A 21886-nucleotide genomic window follows, 5' to 3' on the forward strand; every position below is an offset into this window, starting at 1 on the left:
CGTCCTCGCCGGCGACGAGCGGTTGACGGCGAAGACCCTCGACGCCGCCCCCGACGCCCGTCGCGAGGAGGGCCGCGACCAGAGCGCGGTCGAATCGTTCCTCGCCGACGCCGACGCCATCGAGGAGATTCGGTCGGAGGCCCGCGAGGAGGCCCGCGCGAGGGCGTCGGAGTGGGGGCTCGACGACGTGTTGGCGGACGACGCCGACACCTCCGACGACGCCGACACCTCCGACGACGCCGACACCTCCGACGACGCTGACGCCGCCGCGATAGATGCCGGCTCAGACAGCCGCTAACACGCTTCCCGAGGGCTGAGAACCGTCTTCTGTGGCTATCGTCCCGGCGCGTCTCTCTTTAGGCATGTCCGCTGAGAAATCCCAGACCCTGACCTTCGCCGTCGCCGCGGAAGCCGCATCGCCCACCGAGACCCACGTCTCAACCCGCGGCTTCGAGTTCGTCGTCGACGAGCCCGAATCGCTGGGTGGGGCGAACGCCGGGCCGAACCCCGTCGAGTACGTCCTCGGGGCGCTCGCCGGCTGTCTGAACGTCACGGGGCACGTGGTCGCCCGCGAGATGGACCTCGACGTACGGGACCTCGAAATCTCCATCGAGGGCGACCTGAACCCCGCGAAGTTCATGGGCAAGCGCGACGACGGCCGCGCCGGCTACGAGGAGATTCGCGTCGCGGTCACCGCCGACGTGGACGCCGACGAGGCGACCATCGACGCGTGGCTCGCCGCCGTGGAATCGCGCTGCCCGGTCAGCGACAACCTGACCAACGCGACGCCGCTCGCACTCTCGTTCGACCGCCGGTAGGTGCGGCCCTCGCGCCGCCCCCACCAGGGATAGAGCCAAACCGCCGTCCCCCGTAGTTCTCCTGTGACCGTTCTGCGCCTCCTTCGACTCCGTCGACCGGCCGACTTCGCAGACTGGTACCGAATCGGTGCCGAGTACGTCCACGACGTAGCCGCGGGCATGGGCCTCCGCGTCGGCGACTTCGAGTCGCGGGTGGTCCGCGCGACGGACGCCATGCGGGCGGGACGGACCGACCTCCCACCGGACCTCGCCCGCTCTGTCGCCGCCGACCTGCTGGCCGACGCGGTGTTCTGCGACCCGTTCTGTCAGTGGATGCCGCTGTGGTACGAACTCGGCCTCGCGGGGCCCTGCGCCTACGTGGACGTCCGGCTTCGGCGGGTCGCCGAGCGCTACGCCGACGACCTCCCGCACCTGTCGGTGCCGCGGTTTTCCCGCCCGGAAGACGTGTACGTCGACGGGCGACCGGCGACGGCGTACGTCGACGGCTTCGCCGAGCGGTTCGTCCTCGCTGACGCGATTCTCCATCTGGAGTGGTTCACCTACGTCGCCCGCGAGTCGGGCATCTTCGTCCCTCCGCTGTTGGTCGAGCGGACCCGCGAGCAGACCGTCGCCTACTACACCGGCCGGCGGACCGAACTCGACCCCGACGTGCGGACCTTCCAGCGACTACTGTTTTCGGACGACGAGTGGGTCCGTCGCATCGCCGACGTGTACGACCTCGACAGCGTTCTGTTCGACTACTGGGCGCGAATCCTCGCCCAGGAACGCCGCCGCCTCTCGACGTTCGACGGGTGACCGCTCAGTCAGTTAACCGTGAGCGCTGCACACACGACCCATATGACACTTGAAAAATGTTTTAACAGAGGACGTAGTATGCATCTACTGCAGGTAGATACCTGCACTTGGGTTGCGTATACAGGGGAGGTTTTTCCCCAGTGTCCGTGGAGTGCGGGCGGGTGCCCGGTCGCCCGTGCTTCCTTCTCAGTTGCTGAGCGGCGCGTCCGTCGCACAAAAAGTATCGTTCTCGGCGTCGGTTACGCCTCAGGTAGTTCCACCACACCGAGTTGCGTGAGCATGCCGAGCATGTCCGGTTGGACCCACCGCTCGACGATCATGTCGTCTTCGATGCGAGTGAACACCATGTTGCCGACCTCGACGGTCTTCCCGGTCGGTTCGATGCCCATGAACGTGCCGTCGTGCGTCCCGCGGAGCGTGACGCGCATGGCGACCGTGTCGCCCTCCGTAATCGCGTCTTCGACCGTGGCCGAGAAGTCGCTGAACGAGTCCCGAATGCCCGAAATCTGCGCTTTGAGTTCGTCGCGTCCGCGGACCTCTCCGAGCGGGCTGTGGTCGAGGACGTCCTCGGCACAAATCTCGTCGATGAGACCGATGTTCCCCTCGCCCGCGACTTCCTCCGGGAAGCGTCGAGCGATTCGCTCGTTCCCCGTCGGCGTCGGTGTCGGTGTGCTTGCTGATGCCATTCTGAATTTCCCCTCTCGTATCCGTCCACGGGCGGCCGCGCGTTCGCTCACCGCCGGCGGTGGATACAGCTATATCTACGCTGTGTGGTCTGTTAACTATTGTTTGTTAGAACCGTGTAGTTCGGGCGATTAGATATGTCCATATAATACACAAGCAATATCGTGTAGAACATTCGTAGAAATCAGATAAGATATATTCGACAAATGTATTTTGGAATAATATTATAGGAACCTCGACATACCTAGATTCTCACATATATATGAGTTTCATCGAATTCTAGAATCAAACTAGTTCGGGGAAGTGGTCCTCTGTCAGATAGAATTGTATATACTTTGAATTTCTCTTAGCCCCAATCGCCGCTTCGGCGCGGTAATCTTTGTAGCGAACCTGAGCACATTTCGGGGCGACGCGCGTACGGCGAACCCTCAGCGATGACTCTCTCACAGCAGGCCGGACGATGGCCGCGTCCGCGGTCAGTGTCCGAGCCGTTCGAACGCAATACGTATATGGGTGTGCTCGCTCGACTCCCGACAATGAACGACACGTTGGTACGGTGTTGTACGGATGAGTGAGGTGCACAACGACGTCCAAGCGTACACGCTCCGTCTCGAACTCGTCGACGAACCCGGCGAACTCCTGCGCTCGCTGCAGCCCATCGCCGAACATGGGGGGAATCTCCTCTCGATTTTCCACGAGCGCGGTAACGTCACCCCGCGCGGTTACATCCCGGTGGAGGTCGATATTGAGGCGACTCCCGACCGCTTCGACAACATCGTCGAGGGGCTGAGCGACGCCGGCATCAACGTCATTCAGGCCGGAACCGAGCGCTACAGCGAGCGCCTGACCATCATCCTCTCGGGACACCTCATCGAGACGGACCTCTCCGACACGCTGACGCAGATCGAGGCGACGCGGAACGCGACGGTCACCGACATCTCGCTGTCCGCGCCCGCCGGCTCCATCAACGTCTCCAGCGCCCGCTTCCAGTTGGCCGCCGCGTCGGGGGCAACCGAAGAGGTCCTCGCCGCGATGCGCGAGATTGCCGACGAGAAGGACCTGCAACTCGTCGAACCGCTGACCGTGGGGGGTCGCGCGTGAGACTGTGTGTTCTCGGCGCGGGTGCGGTCGGGAGTGCTGTCGTCGAACTCGCCGCGGAACACGGCCACACCGTGACCGCGTTCGCGGACTCCGAGAGCGCCGCCGTCGACGCCGACGGCCTCGACGCCGACGCGGTGCTCGCGAAGAAGCAGGAAGACGGCGTGGTCGGCGAGGCGGCCCCCGAGGCGGTGTTTGACGCCGACTACGACGTGTTGGTGGAGGCGACGCCGACGACGCTCGGGGACGCCGAACCCGGCTTTTCGCACGTCGAGCGCGCGCTGGCCGACGACCGCCACGTCGTCTTGGCGAACAAGGGTCCGGTCGCGGAACGGTACGCCGACCTGCGCGCGCTCGAAGCCGAAAGCGAGGGGACGGTCCGCTTCGGCGCGACCGTCGGCGGCGCGCTTCCCATCCTCTCGACCATCGAGGACGTGGGCCCGTCGCGGGTGTCGGCGGTTTACGGCGTCCTGAACGGGACGGCGAACTTCGTCCTCTCGCGGATGGCTGCCGAGGGCCTCGACTACGAGCACGTCCTCGCTGAGGCCCAGGATCTCGGCGTCGCCGAGGCGGACCCGACGTTCGACGTCGACGGCACGGACACGGCCCTCAAGGGTGTCATCGTCGCCAACGTTCTCTCCGACGGTGAGACGGAGTTCACGCTCGATGACGCCGAAGTCGAGGGGATTCAGGAGCTCTCGGGGAGCATGCTCGACTTGGCACAGGAAGACGGCCAGACGATTCGACTCATCGTCGAAGTCGTGGACGGCGCGGTCCGCGTCGGCCCGCGACTGGTGCCTGAAAACGGGGCTGTCGCCCCGTCAGGGACCGAAAACGCCGTTCAAATCGAAGCCGACTACTGCGGTCGACTGGGTATCACCGGTCGAGGTGCCGGCGGCCCCGAGACGGCGAGTGCGGTGCTGACGGACGTCGAGCGACTCGCCGACTGACGGTGGGGTGACGAGTTCGCGGCGAAAAGAGATGAAACGAGTCTGTTGACGGCGGAGAGTCGTCGGGTTTTCCGGCGTCAGTCCGAGAGCGTCAGTTCCTTCGGCACCGACACTTCGCTCCGGAGCGTGTCGATGACCTGCCCGTCGACGCGCTCGTTTTTCGTGAGTTCGATGAGCGAAGCGAGCTTTTCGAGCGGAATCTGCCCCGGCGCGTAGTCGTTGTCGTCCGCGAGCAGGGGCGCGTAGCCGAGCTTCGACCCGTAGAGATGGCCGATGACCCGCGTGTGGCTCCCGATTTCGCCCATGGAGATGCCGGCCACGTCGATGCCGCGGTTGGTCGCGTCGTTGACGGCTTCCAGCAGGGTGAGCGTGTCACCTTGGTTCTGGGGGAAGACCGCCACCTTCGCGATGTCGCCGAACTCCGCGCACTGTTCGATGATGGCGTCGAGGACCTCGCGGTCGGGCGTCTCGTCGAAGTCGTGGTGCGAGATGATGAGTTGGACGTCGTTCTCGCGGAACTCGTGGGCCAGCCACTCCTTGGCGCGAACGGTCTCGAGTTCGATGTCGACGAACTCCACGGCGTCGAATCGGGATGCCGAAAAGAGGTCGTCCAGTCGTCCGGTGTCGCTGGCCTTTCCTCCGAACCAGCGAGCGCGGTTGGTCGCGATTATCGGGAGTTCGCCTTCGTACGCGGCGAGTTGTTCGAGCGGGTCGTCCGCCTTGTCCATTCGGAATTCGATGAGGTCTGCCACCCCTCGTGCGTCTACCTCTCGTGTGAGGTCGTTTGTTGTTGCCGCCAGCGCAGACTCGTCGAGTTTCATGTGAACGCCTATCACTCCGCCGCGTATAAATGTTAGCTGTCGGCGCAAGAGTTCTCACCTCCTCGTAGGCGGTGAGAGACGCCGTTTTCGGCGGATTCTCTGGAATGTTCATCCAGAATAATCGGCGTGAGCCGACGCTCTGTCGGCGCGGTTTTGAATGCCTTCGAGATATCTTCGGTGTTCGTCGCTCATCGTCAGCCATTCGCTGTTGACCCGAGTCGGGACCGGCGGAGGCAGTCGTCGGTGCTGGATACATCGAGGGCGTGCATGCGCTCGGGACTGTCCGCTCAGTTGCGCAGCGCCAGCTGATTGCTGGACTACGCGCGGTCGAGAGCGCGAGTCATACGGGACACGTATCAAAAAATTTTGTATGCATTACTTCTGCTATTATCTGCATATTCTGGTCCGGCGTCTTCGAAGCGCTCGCCCTGCACTCCCGGATGTTACGGACTGTCTTCCGGGCAGGCCGGTCACTTCGACGCGTGTCCGTGTCCACGTGTTCGACATCGGAAGTACGGCCTCAGCGCGCGGAAGCGACCCAATCGAGCAGGTTCGACAGTTTTCTGAGGTCGATGTCGTTCGGGCCGCGCTCGTCATTGACGACGGGCGCGTAGGCGATGGACGCACCGTAAAAGACGCCGATAACGCGAGTGTGTCGGCCGATATCACCCAATGCGTATCCGGTGACTCGCACTCCCCCCTCGGAGGCGGCGTTGAACGACTGCAACAGCGAGAGCGAGTCCGTTTTCTCCTCGGCGAACACGACGACTTTCGCCACGTCACCATATTCACTACATTCTGATATGATTTGATTCAGTTCTGACTTCTGAGGGGTCTCGCAGCGGTCGTAGTGAGAGACGATCAGTTCGACGTCGTGCGCGCGCAGTTCGTCCCGAAGCCACTCGCACTCGCGAATCGTCTGCAGTTCCACGTCGACCGTCTCGACGGCGTCGAACGCGGCGGCGGTCGCGAGCGTCTCCAGTCGCTCGGACTCACCGGCGGTGCCGCCGGCCCACTCCGGCCGGTTCGAGACGATGAGCGGGACCGTCCCGCCGTACTCGTCGAGCGCGTCGAGCGGGCGGTCCGCCCCGTCCATCCGGAACTCGACGAAGTCCGCGATGCCTTCCGCGGCCGTCGCTTCGGTCAGCGTCTCGGTCACTCCGGCCAACGAGTATGCGTCCGCACCCATGTGGCTTGATACCAAATACTCGTATAAAAATAGTTCCCTGGGCGGGCGCGTCGCGATAGCTCCTGTCATCGCCGTGAAATCCCAACCACAGTCGCTGACACCGCCGTTTCTATAATGTTGTAAGGACGTGAGAGCCGCGAAATCTCGGGAAACGACGCTGTTTGTCCGCAATAGATTACAATCTTAATCCTGTAATTATCATGGTCTTACAGTCCAAATTCGTTTCAACGATGTCGAAATCAGTGCGGTCGGCGTGTCGCTCGTTCGGCCGGGCTGAACTTACCGCCGCCACCAAGATTTAAACCGGGGAGTTCCGTATCTCTCAGTAACGATGGTTACGCAGCAAGTCCTAGTCACGGGTCCGTTCGGCGAGGCGGGCGAAGCGATTCTCAACCACCTCGCGGACCGAGACGAGTACGAGTTCACGTATCTCGACCGGACCGAACACCCGGAGTACGAGACGTTCGTCGCAGACATCGCGGACTACGAGGCGATTCGACCGGCGTTCGACGGGCAGGACGCCGTCATCCACCTCGCCGCGCAGTCCGACGCGGGCGCGGCCTTCGAGGACATCGTCGAGCCGAACATCATGGGCACGTACAACGTCCTCAAGGCGATGGAAGACGCCGGCGTCGAGAAGCTCATCTACGCCTCCTCCCAGCGCGTGGTGGGGCTGTACGAAGAGGACCTCGCGCCCGACCTCTACGAGGAAGACTACCCCAGCAAGTACGACCCGCTTCGGCTCACCCACGAGACGCTCCCGAAGCCCGACGGCTACTACGGGGCCTCGAAGGTGTTCGGCGAGCACATCTGCCGGACGCACGCCCGCCGCGACGGCGCGCCGAGCCAGGTCTACTCGATTCGCATCTCGAGCGTGCGGACCGAGCGGTACGACCACCCCTACGGCGACGCGGAGCGCGGCGTCGACCGCGGCGACGAGCACAAAGTCGAGGAGGGCGAGGTGTGGGACCAGTCCCAGACCGGGTCGTGGGAGCGCGGCAGCCCCGAGTACGAGGAGATGGTCAAGCGGCTCAAAGCGACGTGGACCTCCCAGCGGGACTTCGCGCACCTGCTCGAATGCTGCCTCGAAGACGAGTCGGTCACCTACGACACGTTCTACGCGGTGAGCGGCAACAAGGCCCGCTGGTTCGATATCGACCACGCGAAGGCGGTCCTCGACTACGAACCGGCCGACGACGGCTCCGAGTGGGACAGCCCGCCCGAGTGAGCCGACGAGAGACCGACTCCGAGAGCGACGGCAACGACCGACGGCGGTGAGGCCGTCCGCTCAGTACTGCTTTATTTTCAGCTCGATGATGTTCTTCTTGTTCAGGAGCGACGGGGCGAGTTCCTCCTCGATGTGCCCGGGCTCCATGCGGCTCATCGGACCGCTGATGCTTATCGCGCCGACGGCGTCGTCCGGCTCGGAGACGATTGCGGTCCCGACGGCGCAGACGCCCGGGTAGTGTTCGCCGCGGTTGATGGAGTAGCCGCGGTCGCGAATCGCTTCGAGTTCCTCGTGGAGCGCCTCGCGGTCGGTGATCGTGGCGTCGGTCAGGTCCGGGAGGCCGCGGCGGTCGACGATTCGGTCGACCTCGTCCCGCGAGTGCTCCGCGAGCATCGCCTTCCCCGTCGCCGTCGAGTGGAGGTAGAGGTGGTCGCCGAGCGGCGCGTCGTCGTCGATGGACTCCGGGCTCTGGGCCTTGTAGAGTTGGACGGCGAACCCGTTTTGCTCGACCGTCACGTTGGTGTGCTCGCCGGTCTGTTCTTTCAGTTCGTCGAGTTCCGGCTTGGCGACCCGGTACAGCGCCATCCCGTCGCGCATCGACCCGCCCATCTCGAGGAACCGGAGGCTACAGCGGTACTCGCTTCCGACCTTGACGACGTAGTCGGTGTCCACGAGCGTCGCCAAGTGGATGTGCGCCGTGCTGACCGGCATCTCCATGTCCTCGGCGGTCTCCGACAGCGTCGCGCCGTCGACTTCGCGGAGGTACCGAATGATGTCGAACGCCTGTTCGACGCTCTGTATCCGCCGCGAGCCCGACCCGGTGGAGTTCGTCATGATTCGACAATGGGCCACCGCGTGCCTAATAGCACCGGTTCGTTTCAACGATGTTGGATTTCGAGGTGGCAAACGCCTCGGCTCCCCGCGTCACGGGTCGAGGCGTCGCTCGCCACGGGTCGGATGCTCGCAAAAAACGCGGGTCGCCGGGTGGCATGCCAGTCGATATGCGGACTTCGCGGGTCAGTCGCGGTCGCTGTCCGCCGCGTCTTCGGTGACGTTACTGAATCGAGTCTTCGGGACCGACGATGGTCAGGTTCTCGAACAGTTCGTCGTAGCCGTTGAGTTCGTAGAGGTACTCGCCGTCCAGCACTTCCTCGCGGACGGAGTCCTCGGCGCTGAGCTTCTCGTGGGCGCGCTCGAGGACCTCCTCGGCTCCCTCGCGGGGGATAACCGCAAGCCCGTCGTCGTCGCCGATGACGATGTCGCCGGGGTCGACGCTCACGCCGCCGACGGAGACAGTGACGTTGATCGAGCCGGGGTCCTGCTTGAGGGGCCCTTGCGGGTTGACGCCGCGGCCGTACACCGGGAACTCCATCTCGGCGATTTCCCGGCTGTCGCGGTACGCGCCGTCGATGACCAGCCCGGCGAGGCCGTTCGCCTGACAGGAGGTGCACATCAGTTCGCCGACGTGGCCGGTGTCGGTGTAGCCGTCGCAGTCGATGATGAGCACGTCGCCGGGCTCGGTCATCGTGATTGCCTTGTGGATGATCAGGTTGTCGCCGGGCGCGGCCTTCACCGTGACCGCGGTCCCGGCCATCTCGACGCGTCGTAGGCGGGCCGGAGGCCGGCGTCCATAGTCAGTCCGATGTTGCCGGTCACGTCGGAGACGATGGTGCTCGGAATCTCCTCGAACGCCTCGACGAGTTCGCGGTCCGGTCGCTCTACGTCAGCTCTATCGTGTGCATACCCGACTCGATGCGGACGATTCACGTTAAACTATCGGTCGGTCGAACGCTTGCGGTCCGCGCTCTGGGTCGGGACTACTGGCGCTCGCGGTGGCACGGGAACCAACGAAAGGGAGAAGGGCGCAGGTACGTGTCGAGTAGGGTGCCTCAGTCGCGGGGGAGTCGGGATTCGATGACGGTGTTACTGCTCTTCGATTCCGAGTTCGTCGACGAGGTTGCCGTAGAACTCGTACTGCTGGTCGAGGAAGTCCTGGAGCTCGTCGGGGCCGCGTTCGACGCGGATGAAGTTGTTGTTCTCCATGAACTCCACGAACGAGTCGTCCTCGTAGACGGCGCTGTACACGTCGGCGAGTTCCTGCTTCAGTTCGTCGTCGATGCCGGCGGGCGCGAAGTGCGCGAGCCACGACCCGATGGAGATGTCGAGGCCCTGATCTTGGAGCGTCGGCGTGTTCGGGAGCGCCTCGACCTGCTGGTCGAACGCCACGCCGAGGGCGGTCAGGCCACCGTCTTGGACCTGCGGGGCGACCTCTGCCGCGCCGACCGCGGTGCAGTCGACCTCGCCGTTCACGACGGCCGTCATGGCCGGTGCGGCACCCTCGTAGGAGATGTGTTCGACGTTGACGCCAGCCTCGCTGGCGATGCCGGCGGCCGCCATGTGCCACGACGAGCCGAAGCCGGAGTTCGCCATCTGCAGGGTGTTGTCCTGCCCGTAGGTAATCCACTCTTCGAGCGTGGAGAACTCGGCGTCCTCGCTGACGACGAGTGCCGCGGGGAACTCCGTGTACTGCATGATGGGCGTGATGTCGTCGGGGCTGAGGTCGGCGATACCGAGATGCTCGAACAGCGCGATTTCCGGGGCCGTACAGCCGATGGTGTGCCCGTCGGGTTCGGCGTTGGCCGCCGCGTTCATCCCGACCGAGCCGGAGCCGCCGGTCTGGTTGCTGACGTTCCACGAGACCTCGGTGTGGTTCTCGGCCGCGTCGGCGACCGCGCGACTGGTTCGGTCGGCTCCGCCGCCGGCCGACCACGGGGAGATGACTTCGACCGGCCGAGAGGGCCACTCTTGCTGTCCGGAGAGACTGCCGAGACAACCGGCAGATAGCGCCACGCCGCCGACGCCGGCTGCCTTGATGAAGTTCCGTCTGTTCAGCGCGCTGCGTCCACTCCGATTGCTAATGGTATCGTCTCCCATTGTACCCGAATGTTTGAACAATCCATACAATAAGCATTGCGGTCCCTCTGAATATGACGTGATGCCAGCGGAGTCGGTACTGCGCTTCTGTGCGCTCGCGAGCGCCGAGGCGAGCGGGCGCGTGGCGGGACGCTCGCGCACGTCTGGCCGACTTCTGCCCGCAAGCTTCTCCCCCAAGAGCGTAGATTTATACCCCGGCGGTATTCAAGGAGATGTATGCGCGGGTTAGCCAAAACGAGCCGAGAGCCCGGAGCTATGGAACTCGTCGACGTCGAGACACCCGAGCCGGCGTCGAACGAGGTCCTCATCGAAATCGACTACGCCGGGCTCTGCGGGAGCGACGCGGGAATCTACAAGTTCAAGTCCGCCTTCGAGCGGATGACCATGCCGACCATCATCGGCCACGAGTACACCGGCCGCGTGGTCGAACGCGGCGACGACGCCACCCGGTTTTCCGTCGGTGAGCGCGTGGTCGAGCGACCGATTCGCGGCTGCGGCGAGTGTTTCCAGTGCCAACTCGGCGAGGAGAGCATCTGCCAAGATGCGGAACTGACCGGTATCGACCACGACGGCGCGTACGCCGGCTACATCGCCGTCCCCGAGTCGGCGCTCCAGTCGGTGCCGTCGAACGTCGACCCGAAGCACGCGGCGCTCGTCGAACCGACGGCGATTTGCACGCGCGCGGTTCTCCGGAACTCCCGCGTCGAAGCGGGCGACCGTGTACTCGTCGCCGGCCCCGGGCCCATCGGATTGCTCTGCGCGCAGGTGGCCGCCTCGCAGGGCGCGGAGGTCGTCGTCGCGGGCGTGGGTCGAGACACGAACTACCGACTGCCGCTCGCGGAGAAACTCGGCTACCCCGCGCTCAACATCGAGGAAGACGACCTGACCGGTATCCAGCACGAGCTGACCGGCGGCGTCGGCTTCGACGTGGTGTTCGACACGACCGGCCACCCGTCGGGACTACCGATGGCCGTCGAGCAGGTCCGTAAGGGCGGCCAAATCGTCCTCGTCGGGCAGACCGGCGAGACCACGATGGAGTTCACGTCACTCGTCCGCGCCGAGGTCGACCTCCAGTGTACCTACGGCGCGACCTTCGAGGACTTCGAGCGGGCGTTCCGACTCATCGGCTCGGGCGACGTGGACCACGCCACGTTCCTCGACGACCGCTTCCGGCTCACCGAGTCCGAAGACGCCTTCGAGGCGTTCCTCGCCGGCGAGACCTGCAAGCCGGTGTTCGACGTTTCGGTCCTTCGAGACTGACGCGACCGACTCCGTCTCGTTCCTCACGGACTGTCTCAGCGACTCATCTCTCAGCCGCGGTTTTTCTCAGTCATCGGTCACCGGTCACTCACCAGACACTCAACACGCCACTCGTTCGTGTCTCGGTCGGACGCCGGTTTGAGCCGTCGCTCCGGGTCAACAGTCGGAAAAGCATGCCGCGGAGTGGGCTATCGAGGACTATGACGCCGTCGGCGTCGCTCGGTACGACGGGTCAGCGTCGGAGTCACTCCGGCCGGGGGTCCCACTCGCGCTCGACGAGGAAGTCGTCGAGTTTGCCCTTGGGGTCCTCGAAGACGTGCGAGCCGTGGAAGACGAGCAGCGTCTCGAAGTCGTACTGAAGCAGGTCGTAGAGGTTGATTTCGGCGGCCTTGTGGTCGTCGTTGAACAGCGCCGGCGGCGGGAGGAGGTAGCCGGCCGGGAGGCCCGCGCGGTCGGCCCCGTCGAGGGCGTCCCCGGAGATGAGGATACCGCGGTCTTCGAGCAGGAGCGCCGAGGTCGCTTTCGTGTGGCCCGGCACCTCGATGACGCGGATGTTCCCGTCGAGCACGTCGCCGTCGGTGAACGTCACGTCCGGTTCGTAGTCGATGGCCTCGTGAAGCTTCGACTCGTTGGCCGACGCGAGGAGTTCGGGGTCGAACGCCTCCATCACCGACGGGAGGCCGCCGTGGTGGCCGTGGTCGCCGTGCGTGATGATGACGCGGTCGACGCCGCCGTACTCTCGCTCCAGAATCTCGACGAGTTCGTCGCCGTCCTCGTCGAAGCCGGTGTCCACGAGCGTCGTCTTGCCCGCCGGCGTGTCCTTCAACACGAGCACCCGGACGTGTTCGAACTGAATCTGGTCGATACCTTCGGTGACGTTACTAACACTCATTCCGGTGGAACGGTAGTTCGCAACGCTGGTTAATTCTATCGATGGCCGCGAACCCCGGTGTTGTCGTCTGTGGACATGTCGCATTGCCGACCCCATCGACCGGCGACCGAACTGTGGTCCGTTGTGCAGTCGTCCACTCTCGACGGCTTGTCACGGGCGCGGTTGAACGATAGGCTCGGCCGTACGTTGCCTTCGTGTCGAAATCGTGACTTTCAGCCCCGAACGGGCGCGGAAAGACCAATATGTTTATTACATACGATTGCTTGGTATCATACCACGAGGCAGAAGAAATAATGGTAATTCAGAAAGTCGGGGCCGTCCTTGATAGAATCGGCTTGGAGAGTGTTCGTTCAAGTCCGTTGTCGGTCTTCTTCATCCTGTTTTCGGCTGTCGTCATCTTCTTCGCGAGCCAGTTCCCCTCGGGTGACGGCGTCGGGCCGTCGTTCTTCCCGATTGCGGTGTCGCTCGGCATCATCTTCTTCGCCGGCATCGACGTGCTGACGGACTCCGAGACGGAACTCGAAATGTCGGAGTTCGACTTCGGACCCGCGGCCATCGTCGCGGCCTTCCTCGTCGGGTACGTCCTGTTGATGCCGCTTTTAGGGTTCCTCGTGTCGACCATGCTGTTCGTGCCGGTCGTCCTCTACTACTCGGACATCCGCTCGAAGCTCCTCGTCGTAGCGCTGTCGGTCGGGTTCCCCGTCGCGCTGTTCTACATCTTCGGGCGGATTTTCCTCGTGCGCCTGCCTGAGGGTATCATCCCGGTGTCGCGGCTGCTGCCGCAGCTCCCGCTGGTGGTGACCTTCTGATGGTCGTCGAGTACATCTCCCAGGCGCTCGTCAACCTCGCCGACCCGTTCGTCCTCCTGCTGATGGTCGGGGGTATCTTCCTCGGCATCCTCATGGGGTCGATTCCGGGGATGACCGCGACGATGACCATCGCGGTCCTGCTGTCGTTCACCTTCACGATGGAGCCGAGTCAGGGGATGATTCTCCTGTTGGGCATCTACGGAGGTGCGGTCTACGCAGGGTCGATTCCGGCGATTCTCATCCGCACGCCGGGCACCCCGTCGGCGGCGGCGACCATCTTCGACGGCCACCCGCTCTCCCAGAAGGGCGAGGCCGGTCGCGCGATTCGCGTGAGCACCATCGCGTCGTTCGTCGGCGGCGTCATCAGCGTCCTCGCGCTGATGTTCTTCTCGCCGGTCATCGCCGACGCCGCCCTCCGGTTCCGGTCGCCGGAGTTCTTCGCACTCGCCTTCTTCGGGCTGACCATCATCGCCAGCGTGAGCGGCGACTCGCTCACGAAGGGGATGGTCTCGGGCCTGCTCGGGATGCTCGTCGCGACGGTCGGTATCGACCCCGTGACCGGCTTCCACCGCTTTACGTTCGACATCCCCGAACTGCTCACGGGCGTCGAGTTCATCGCCGTCATGATCGGTCTCTTCGGCATCGCCGAGGGGCTTCGCAAGTACTCCCAGGGCATCAACAGCGGGAACGACCGCGTCGACCAGGAGATATCCGGCGTGTTCCCCTCGCTTTCCGACCTGCGGTCCATCGCGCCGGTCAGCGTCGGGTCGGGGGTCCTCGGGTCGTTCATCGGCGCGATTCCCGGCGCGGGCGGCGACATCGCCGCGTTCATCACGTACAACGAGGCCACCCGCTGGCTCAAAGACAGCGTCCCGTCGTTCGGTGAGGGGAACATCCGCGGCGTCGCGGCCGCCGAATCCGGGAACAACGCGAGTACTGGCGGCGCGTTGATTCCGACGCTGACGCTCGGTATCCCGGGCGACTCCGTCTCCGCCATCCTCATCGGCGCGCTGTTGGTCCACGACGTGAACCCCGGTCCGGGCCTGTACCAGGAGGAGCCGGTTCTGCTGTACACCATCTTCGTCGGATTCCTCCTCATCTACGTGTTCATCCTCATCTTCGGCATGCTCGGCGCGAACTACTGGGCGCGCCTCATCAACATCCCGAAGTCCCACATCTGGCCCGTCATCCTCGTGCTGTGTGTCATCGGAGCCATCGCCCTCCGCGGTAACGTCTTCGACGCGTGGATCATGCTCGGCGCGGGCGTGTTGGGCTACGTGATGCGGCTCCGGGGGTACCCGCTGGCACCCATGGTGCTCGGGCTCATCCTCGCCCCCATCGCGGAGGAGAACCTCCGTCGGTCGCTCGTCCTCTCGGGCGGCTCGCCGACCATCTTCCTCACGAGCCCCATCGCCCTCGTCATCATCCTGCTCGGTCTGGGCGCGATTGCGCTGCCCGCCGTGCGCTCGATTCGCGCGTAACCCGCATTCAGACCTCGTCCTCTTTTCTCACGATACGCGCTTTCCGTTGCGCGCCACCTCCGTCGCTGACTGTCCACTAACCGCTCTGGGCTCCCGACGCCTCGCTGACCTCCTGCCACCGCTGGCAGCGTTTCGGCCCGCCCGCTTCCGCATTTCTCTGCCGTACCGTCGAGAACGGAGCGGAGCGTACCGCCCGGACCGGCCTCAATTTTGAGGATGTTGAAATATAGGGATATTTTTCTACTGCTCGGCATCGGAATTACAGTGCTACTACTGTAATTGAACTCGCCAATCACGACTCGAATTACGACATTGTTGAAACTTGAGGCTGGTCGTCAGCCAAATCTGGGCGCGGAGAACGACCGGTGGGACCGTGAACCGCGTCGACGCGGTGTTCGGCGGTCGCTCCGAGTGGGATTCGGCGAAACGATATTATATCCCACCGTGGTACACGCTGGTATGGTCGTTGTTGCAGCAGTCGACCGGTCAGGTCGATCATCACACGTTGTCTCGGAAGCCGCGTCGTTGGCGGCGGCGTTCGACGAACCAGTCCACGTCGTCCACGCGTTGACCCGCTCGGAGTTCGTCGACCTCGGGTTGACGAGCGCACAGGCCGAGAAGCCGAAGGACATGGCGGAGATTCGGTCCGCCGCCGCCGAGATGGCGGAAGACGCCGTGTCGGGGTTGTCTGTCCCGTACGAGACGGTGGGCCTCGTCGGCGACCCGGCCGAAGAAGTCACCGAGTACGCCGACGAACAGGACGCGAGCTACATCGTGGTGAGTCCGCGACGACGCTCGCGCACCGGAAAGATGCTGTTCGGGAGCGTCGCCCAGTCGATTCTCCTGAACGCGTCGTGTCCGGTCGTCTCCACGCTCGCCGCGGAGGAATAGCCGTCTGCCGGGGACGACACCTACCGGGCGGCCGTCGCTCAGTACTGTTTCGGGGCACCCGTTATCCGTCCCTGAGAACGCGCGACCCCCTTTTTACCGCGACTCGCCGTAGCCTCGACTGCGCATGACAGTAACAGCAGTCGCAGACGGCGTGTACACGATACAGTTCGACCACGTCCGCGTGTTCGTCCTCGAAGACCGGCCGACTGGCACGACCACGCTGGTCGACGCGGCGTTCCCCGACGATGGCGACGAACTGGTGTCCGTGCTGGGCTCGGAGTTCGGCGGCGTCGACCGCCTCATCATCACCCACGGCGACGAGGGTCACTTCGGCGGAACGCCCGCGGTGTTGGACGCGTTCGACCCCGAACTTCTCGTCCCCGGCGGGGCGAAGGGGTTCTACGACGCGCTCGACGTCGAGGCCGACCGACACCTCCGCCACGACGAGGTACTCGACGGCGGGATTCGAATCGTACAGGTCCCGGGTCATACGGTTGCGAACAGCGGCCTCCTCTTGGAAGACGAGGGCCTCTTCATCGCCGGCGACGTACTGGAGGGCTCGGACCGCCGCGGCCTCCCGCCGGGGTTCCTCGTCCCGCCCGCGGCGCAGTTCAACGACCTGAGCCACGAGGAGGCCGAGCGGAACCTCATCAAACTGTTCGACTACGACATCGAACGGGTCCTCGTGAGCCACGGGTCGCACGTCGCGGAGGACCCGCTCGGGAAGTTGGACGACTGGCTTATCGACCGCCAGTGGACGCTGTCGTACTGAACGAGTTCGGGTCGACCAGCGACGCGACCGGTCGGCGCACGCTCGACGACACAGCGCCGACCACGTTCGCAACCCGAACATCACAGAATTATTTGATGTACTGTGAGTAGATATGTTTGAGCGTCTGTGATAGCGGTACTGTTTGGTCTTCCGATCAAGACCCACTAGAATCTCCATTCAAAGCGCGCAATTCGTCAATTTAGCTGATTCAGCTCTTTTCTGAATCGGAGCGACGGGCACGGAATGTCCACATCTCTAATTTAGACGTATTCTTCGATTTTGGGTTCTCTCATGGGCCATCTCTCGTTCCTACACCGGAACTCTGACGGCGCGCTGAAGAACTACTTGATATATTACCCTCTCTCTAAAATACCAGAATACATTTATTATTAGCTTGCCTCCGACCGTGGCTGCGGGCCTACCCGCTCCCGACGGCGTGCTCTGCATGGCGAACATCGTCGACCAAGACGAGGGGCCGGAAGCGCCACTCACCGAAGCACCGATTCTGGACGCCTACAAGACGCTCCTCGCCGCCCGACTGGATCGGGTCCACGAGGCGCGGTACACCGAGTCCAAACCGGAAGACGACGCCGAACACACGTACGAAGTGCTCGGCTACGTGCCGAGCGCGTGAGCGCCGGTTCGGCCGGCGGTTAGTTCGGGCGTACGGCGACCCCTATTTCGACTGGAGTACACCCCTGCAGACGCCCGCAACAACACCACCCCAAACAGCCATCGCGCCGTCCTAACAATGGCGGCCATCGCTCGGGCCAAACAATGGCGGCCATCGCAGCCCATCAGTTCAACTCGAGCGACGCGCGCATCGAGGGTGCTGGCGAGCGTTCGCGGACGATACGGCGGTCGTCGTGGGGTAAACAGATGGGTCTGCAAACGCGACGAATGAGTCGCGGAGAGGCGACGCAAACGAGCCACGAAGGCGAATCGAAAACAGGCGATACACCCCCTGTACGATGGGGTGTACCGGGGAATCGGGGGTGTGGACAGCCGCGTCGCACGGCGTGGCGACAGGCGTGTGCGCTCGCGAACCCGTTGTGAAGCGACCCGAAACACGTCGCGAGCGGCGTCGAGTGTGGCGTATTCGAGCGAATCGAGGATGTACCCGTGAGCAAATAGCGGGGGCGAAACGCGTCGTCGCTACACCCATGGCCCGGTCACAACGGGGTACACCCTTGCGGAGAATCGGCGTGCATGTACACCCCTGGAAACCGGGGGTGTAGCGCGTGTGTCTCGGTTCACCCTCGGTATCAGGGGTGTAGCTTTTGGCTCCGATTATCAGCCTCGTGAACGCGCGGGAAACAGCTATGACGGGGCTGTCGAGACCACACATAGCGATGACGCCACCACTCCCAACACGGGACCAGCTGCCAGATTCACTCCTCGAACAGGCGACCTGGGTGGGGTGGCGCAGACAGACGCGCAGTGGAGATGAAACGAAGGTTCCACGGGACGTGACCGGGGGGTATGCGTCGGCGACCGACCCGGCGACGTGGACGACGTTCGACGAGGCACGGGCGTACGCAGCCGATGGCTCGGCGGACGGCGTGGGCTACGTGTTTACCGACGACGATTCGTTCGTCGGCATCGACCTCGACAAGTGTCGCGACCCCGAGACAGGTGTGACCGACGACTGGGCACAGAAACTCATCGACCGCCTGGACTCGTATACAGAAGTCAGTCCCTCGAGAACGGGCTACCACGTCATCATCCGCGGGACGCTCCCCCCGGGTGGCAACCGAACCGGGAATCTCGAACTGTACGACGACGCACGATTCTTCACCGTGACCGGCGACCACGTCGCGGGGACGCCGACGACGGTGGGTGACCGACAGGACGCACTCGACGTGATTCACGACGCGTACTTTGAGACGCCGGCAGCTGTGGAGTCAGCGACGACGACGCCGACGACAGCAACAGCGACGACCACCAACGGTTCGACTGGCCCGGGCAACGACCTCGAGGACGACGAACTCATCGAGCGTGCGTCGAACGCGGCGAACGGCGCGAAGTTCAGTCGGCTGTGGCGCGGCGACACGACCGGCTACGACAGCCACTCCGAAGCGGACATGGCGCTGTGTTCGATGCTCGCGTTTTGGACGGCCGGCGACGCCCAACAGATCGACCGGCTGGTTCGCGACTCGGGGCTGTACCGACCGAAATGGGACGCCGTCCACTTCTCGGATGGGTCGACCTACGGCGAGACAACCATCGACCGGGCGATTGCCGGGACGAGCGAGTACTATCAGTCGTCGCGTGGGTCGCGTGTGAGTGGGTCGGGGGCGACGGATGCAAAGGCCAGTCGGCCGGCGACCGACGCAGGTACGGCGGCATCGACTGACCAGGAGACCTCGTCGGCCGACCAGCCGCCGACGGTTCCGTCGCCACTCGGCGGGCGTGAAGTAAGTGGGCGGATGCAAGAACTCACGACGCACCTCGAAGCGGCACTTGCGGAGAACGAACAGCTGCAGGCCGAACTCGAAGCCGAGCGGGCAGCGCGCGAGGCGGCCGAAGCGCGGGTGCGTGAATTAGAAGCGGCCGCGGACGAGGAACGTGGGGGATGGTCGTTGTTCGGGTGGTTGCGGTCGTGATGGGTGGTGAGCTGTGAGGCTGTTCGTTGTGTTCGTGTGTGCCGTCGAACGCCCCCGCGGCGACGACTCGAGGGCCGCCGTGCGCGCCTCGGCCTTCGGCCTGCGGTGCTACAGTCGGCCGTCTTCGTCCTCGCCGCGGCCCCGTTCAGTCCCACCCTGTTAGGTGGGGTGTCCTCCCTCGTGAAAGAATAATTGCGCGAGCAGTAATTATATTGCGCGCAAGCGCATATTGATGCGCATGACAGACACGCCGTCGTCGGGTCGACCACCCGATTTTTCGACATCGTTCCGTGAGCGACTCGATGAAGCCCCGGCAGATGACCGCGTCTACCGTGTTGCACTCGAACTCACCGAGCCAACGCGCGTCTCGGAGATTGCGACGCGGGCAGAATGTGCCCCGAACACCGCACGGCGGCATCTCACTCGACTCGCCGACATCGGCGTGTTGACGCAGGTTGGTGACGACCCCATACGCTTCGAGCGCAACGAAGCCTACTTCGAGTGGCGACGCCAGCGCCGACTGGCTTCGCTCAGCGAGCAGGAGTACAAACAGCGCCTCGGGGAACTCCTCGCGGAAGACGCAGCATACCGAGACACCTACGGCGTTGACCGACCGGGTGCGCTCGACCCACTCGACTATCACGACTACGGCGACCCAGAGCAGGTCTGGCTCGACATCACCTCGTGGGAGGCCGTCCAGACTGAGATTCGAGACCTTCGACAGGCACACGACAACCACTCGGAGCACGAAGGGCTCGCCTGAGCGTGCTCCCCGAGCGAACAAAACGGCAGCCGAACCGTACGCTCCTTCGAGACCTTGCCAGCCAACTCGGGGGTGAACCCTGGCTTTCATCGATAGCCGTCTTTCCCGCGAACCGACCGGACTCGATTGTCCTCACGGTTCGTCCGTCGTACTATCCGGAGTCAGTCGTCGCCGCTGCATACATCGAAGTGCAGGCCTACCTGATTTAAGCAGAGAGTCCCGCCGTTCACGGCGGGCGTGAATCCGACACTCTACTGCACAACCTACGTTCGACGCTTACTCCGGGGTATCCTCCCTGACTTTCTTCTCGCCTTCGAGTAGCAGCCCCTTCCACGTCAATCCACGGTGCTTCTTCAGTTCCTTCAACCGCTCGTACTGTTCGTCGTCGTCAAACTCGATACGAACTTCGACCATAAAATAACACATAAACTCCACACTTATGTGTGTTCAGATACAACCAGTAGGTGATGAAGCGAACCAACACCTTCGAGGTGATTCCGCAGTCCGACGCGGACGAGGAGTTGCTTCGACGCCTGTTGGACGCTTCTGCCGCTCTCTGGAACGAAATCAACTACGAGCGCCGCGAACACTATGCTGACTCAGACGAAGACGTGTGGGAAATCAGCGAGTATCGCGGTCGCTACGGCGGAACACTCGGCGCTTCCACAGTTCAGCAAATCGAACGCAAGAACCGCGAAGCGTGGAAATCGTTCTTCAGCCTGAAGGATAAAGGCGAAGCCAACGGCAAACCCGGCTTCTGGGGCAACTCAGAAGACGGACGAGAACTCCGCACGTACATCCGCAACACGTCATACTCCGTCGAGTGGGGTGAATATTCGCGGCTCGAAATTCTCGTCGGCAAAGACCTGAAAAATGAGTACGGACTTGGACACCGCGAGCGCCTCCGACTCGAAGTCCGTGGCGACCCAAACTGGAAGGAGTACGAGAAACAGGGACGGTTAGAGTTGTTCTACGACGAGCAAGCACAATCATTCAGGGCCTTTCAGCCAGTCACTATCGACACTTCTCGACTGGCACAACCATTGGCTTCGAAAGAAGCCGCTCTGGACATTGGTGCGAACAACCTCGTCGCCTGCACAACCACGACCGGCCAACAATACCTATACGAAGGTCGTGACCTGTTTGAGCGATTCCGCGAGACGACGCGAGAAATCGCCCGACTCCAATCACTCTTGGAGGACGGTCGGTACAGTAGTCACCGAATCCGACGCCTGTACGACCGGCGAACAAAACGTCGTGACCACACCCAAGATGCTCTTGCCCGTGACCTCATCGAACGCCTGTACGACGAAGGCGTTTCGACGGTGTACGTCGGGGCACTAACGGACGTGCTGGACACGCACTGGTCGGTGGAGACGAACGCGAAAACACACAACTTCTGGGCGTTCAGAGCGTTCGTGAACCGACTGGCGTGTACCGCCGAAGAATACGGTATGTCGGTTGAGGTTCGGTCGGAGGCGTGGACGAGTCAGGAATGTCCGAACTGCGGTTCCACGATAGACACGATTCGTCATCAGGATACGCTGACGTGTCCGTGTGGGTTTGAAGGACACGCTGACCTCACGGCGTCAGAGACGTTCTTGAGACGTCATCAGAACTCAGAACGTTCTGATTGGCGAACGAGACACGGTGTGTCTCGTCAACGGCAGACGACGGTAACACGGCCGATGGCACGGCCTGTATGCCTCAAGTGGGACGACCATCACTGGTCAGAGTCACCACGCTCAGTTCCCAACGAGGAGCATACGAACCCGCAAGTTGCCTCCGTGGGTCGGTAAACGATACCCCTAGCGCGAGGAAACCTCGCCGTTCACGGCGAGGAGGATGTCATACAAACGGGTCGTTCCACATCACGTATGTTGAATCCCGACACG

21 protein-coding genes and 2 pseudogenes are annotated in these 21886 nt (G+C 63.3%); 15 read left to right on the top strand and 8 right to left on the bottom strand.

Annotated features, from left to right (window positions below; all coding sequences use genetic code 11):
* The 3 genes and pseudogenes from ATB1_RS02080 to ATB1_RS02090 form a co-directional block, all read left to right on the top strand.
* Window positions 1-298 (top strand): annotated as a pseudogene (locus tag ATB1_RS02080) (hypothetical protein); the annotation flags it as partial.
* Between the two features lie 64 nt (window positions 299-362).
* Window positions 363-818, top strand: a complete 456-nt coding sequence (locus ATB1_RS02085) for an OsmC family protein (RefSeq protein WP_042662053.1) — start codon at window positions 363-365, stop codon at window positions 816-818.
* Window positions 819-881: 63 nt separating this feature from the next.
* The gene (locus ATB1_RS02090) at window positions 882-1613 is read left to right on the top strand and encodes a hypothetical protein (RefSeq protein ID WP_042662054.1); all 732 of its coding nucleotides are present in this window, start codon (window positions 882-884) and stop codon (window positions 1611-1613) included.
* A gap of 239 nt (window positions 1614-1852) precedes the next feature.
* Here ATB1_RS02090 and ATB1_RS02095 read toward each other — a convergent pair whose 3' ends face one another.
* Entirely contained in the window at window positions 1853-2299 is a 447-nt protein-coding gene (locus ATB1_RS02095) for an ester cyclase (RefSeq protein WP_042662055.1), read from the bottom strand.
* 565 nt (window positions 2300-2864) lie between these two features.
* On the opposite strand from ATB1_RS02095, the gene ATB1_RS02100 reads away from it, so the two are divergent.
* Together ATB1_RS02100 and ATB1_RS02105 are read left to right on the top strand one after the other, a co-directional pair.
* The gene (locus ATB1_RS02100) at window positions 2865-3398 is read left to right on the top strand and encodes an amino acid-binding protein (RefSeq protein ID WP_042662056.1); all 534 of its coding nucleotides are present in this window, start codon (window positions 2865-2867) and stop codon (window positions 3396-3398) included.
* Window positions 3395-4345 carry a homoserine dehydrogenase gene (locus ATB1_RS02105; protein WP_042662057.1) on the top strand — a complete coding sequence of 317 codons (951 nt, stop codon included), beginning with the start codon at window positions 3395-3397 and terminating at the stop codon, window positions 4343-4345. The genes ATB1_RS02100 and ATB1_RS02105 overlap by 4 nt, the downstream gene beginning before the upstream one ends.
* Window positions 4346-4422: 77 nt before the next feature.
* Here the strand turns inward: ATB1_RS02105 and ATB1_RS02110 are convergent, their stop codons facing one another.
* Window positions 4423-5097 carry a type I 3-dehydroquinate dehydratase gene (locus ATB1_RS02110; protein WP_082256237.1) on the bottom strand — a complete coding sequence of 225 codons (675 nt, stop codon included), beginning with the start codon at window positions 5095-5097 and terminating at the stop codon, window positions 4423-4425.
* 589 nt (window positions 5098-5686) lie between these two features.
* Complete coding sequence (locus ATB1_RS02115; RefSeq protein WP_042662058.1) at window positions 5687-6355, bottom strand: type I 3-dehydroquinate dehydratase; 669 nt, start codon at window positions 6353-6355, stop codon at window positions 5687-5689.
* Between the two features lie 331 nt (window positions 6356-6686).
* Here ATB1_RS02115 and ATB1_RS02120 point away from each other — a divergent pair, with 331 nt between their 5' ends.
* Window positions 6687-7583, top strand: a complete 897-nt coding sequence (locus ATB1_RS02120; protein WP_042662059.1) for an NAD(P)-dependent oxidoreductase — start codon at window positions 6687-6689, stop codon at window positions 7581-7583.
* 60 nt (window positions 7584-7643) lie between these two features.
* On the opposite strand, the gene ATB1_RS02125 is transcribed toward ATB1_RS02120, so the two are convergent.
* The 3 genes and pseudogenes from ATB1_RS02125 to ATB1_RS02135 all read right to left on the bottom strand — a co-directional run bounded on the left by ATB1_RS02125 (window position 7644) and on the right by ATB1_RS02135 (window position 10517).
* Complete coding sequence (locus ATB1_RS02125; protein WP_042662060.1) at window positions 7644-8417, bottom strand: IclR family transcriptional regulator; 774 nt, start codon at window positions 8415-8417, stop codon at window positions 7644-7646.
* A gap of 220 nt (window positions 8418-8637) precedes the next feature.
* Window positions 8638-9325 (bottom strand): annotated as a pseudogene (locus ATB1_RS02130) (4-carboxy-4-hydroxy-2-oxoadipate aldolase/oxaloacetate decarboxylase).
* 181 nt (window positions 9326-9506) lie between these two features.
* Window positions 9507-10517 (bottom strand): tripartite tricarboxylate transporter substrate binding protein, encoded by a 1011-nt coding sequence (locus ATB1_RS02135; protein WP_042662061.1) that lies wholly within the window; start codon window positions 10515-10517, stop codon window positions 9507-9509.
* Window positions 10518-10733: 216 nt separating this feature from the next.
* Here ATB1_RS02135 and ATB1_RS02140 point away from each other — a divergent pair, with 216 nt between their 5' ends.
* Window positions 10734-11777 carry a zinc-binding dehydrogenase gene (locus tag ATB1_RS02140; RefSeq protein ID WP_042662062.1) on the top strand — a complete coding sequence of 348 codons (1044 nt, stop codon included), beginning with the start codon at window positions 10734-10736 and terminating at the stop codon, window positions 11775-11777.
* A gap of 244 nt (window positions 11778-12021) precedes the next feature.
* Here the strand turns inward: ATB1_RS02140 and ATB1_RS02145 are convergent, their stop codons facing one another.
* Entirely contained in the window at window positions 12022-12669 is a 648-nt protein-coding gene (locus ATB1_RS02145) for an MBL fold metallo-hydrolase (RefSeq protein WP_042662063.1), read from the bottom strand.
* A gap of 293 nt (window positions 12670-12962) precedes the next feature.
* Here ATB1_RS02145 and ATB1_RS02150 point away from each other — a divergent pair, with 293 nt between their 5' ends.
* The 7 genes from ATB1_RS02150 (at window position 12963) to ATB1_RS02180 (ending at window position 19991) form a co-directional block, all read left to right on the top strand.
* On the top strand, window positions 12963-13478 hold the full coding sequence (locus tag ATB1_RS02150; RefSeq protein WP_042662064.1) for a tripartite tricarboxylate transporter TctB family protein: 516 nt from the start codon (window positions 12963-12965) through the stop codon (window positions 13476-13478).
* Entirely contained in the window at window positions 13478-14959 is a 1482-nt protein-coding gene (locus tag ATB1_RS02155) for a tripartite tricarboxylate transporter permease (protein WP_042662065.1), read from the top strand. Before ATB1_RS02150 ends, ATB1_RS02155 begins: the two co-directional genes overlap by 1 nt.
* Window positions 14960-15418: 459 nt before the next feature.
* Window positions 15419-15850, top strand: a complete 432-nt coding sequence (locus ATB1_RS02160; protein ID WP_042662066.1) for a universal stress protein — start codon at window positions 15419-15421, stop codon at window positions 15848-15850.
* Between the two features lie 124 nt (window positions 15851-15974).
* Window positions 15975-16622: an MBL fold metallo-hydrolase gene (locus ATB1_RS02165; protein WP_042662067.1), complete on the top strand. Its 648-nt coding sequence runs from the start codon at window positions 15975-15977 to the stop codon at window positions 16620-16622.
* A 406-nt stretch (window positions 16623-17028) separates the two neighbouring features.
* Complete coding sequence (locus ATB1_RS02170) at window positions 17029-17256, top strand: hypothetical protein (protein ID WP_241768005.1); 228 nt, start codon at window positions 17029-17031, stop codon at window positions 17254-17256.
* A gap of 718 nt (window positions 17257-17974) precedes the next feature.
* Entirely contained in the window at window positions 17975-19228 is a 1254-nt protein-coding gene (locus ATB1_RS02175) for a bacteriophage-like protein (protein WP_042662068.1), read from the top strand.
* Window positions 19229-19466: 238 nt separating this feature from the next.
* Window positions 19467-19991 carry a transcriptional regulator gene (locus ATB1_RS02180; protein ID WP_042662069.1) on the top strand — a complete coding sequence of 175 codons (525 nt, stop codon included), beginning with the start codon at window positions 19467-19469 and terminating at the stop codon, window positions 19989-19991.
* 276 nt (window positions 19992-20267) lie between these two features.
* Here ATB1_RS02180 and ATB1_RS22225 read toward each other — a convergent pair whose 3' ends face one another.
* Entirely contained in the window at window positions 20268-20405 is a 138-nt protein-coding gene (locus ATB1_RS22225) for a hypothetical protein (RefSeq protein ID WP_013440500.1), read from the bottom strand.
* 53 nt (window positions 20406-20458) lie between these two features.
* Here ATB1_RS22225 and ATB1_RS02190 point away from each other — a divergent pair, with 53 nt between their 5' ends.
* The gene (locus tag ATB1_RS02190; protein WP_042662071.1) at window positions 20459-21790 is read left to right on the top strand and encodes an RNA-guided endonuclease TnpB family protein; all 1332 of its coding nucleotides are present in this window, start codon (window positions 20459-20461) and stop codon (window positions 21788-21790) included.
* The last annotated feature ends 96 nt before the right edge of the window (window positions 21791-21886 follow it).

Source organism: Haloferax sp. ATB1, from assembly GCF_000730175.1.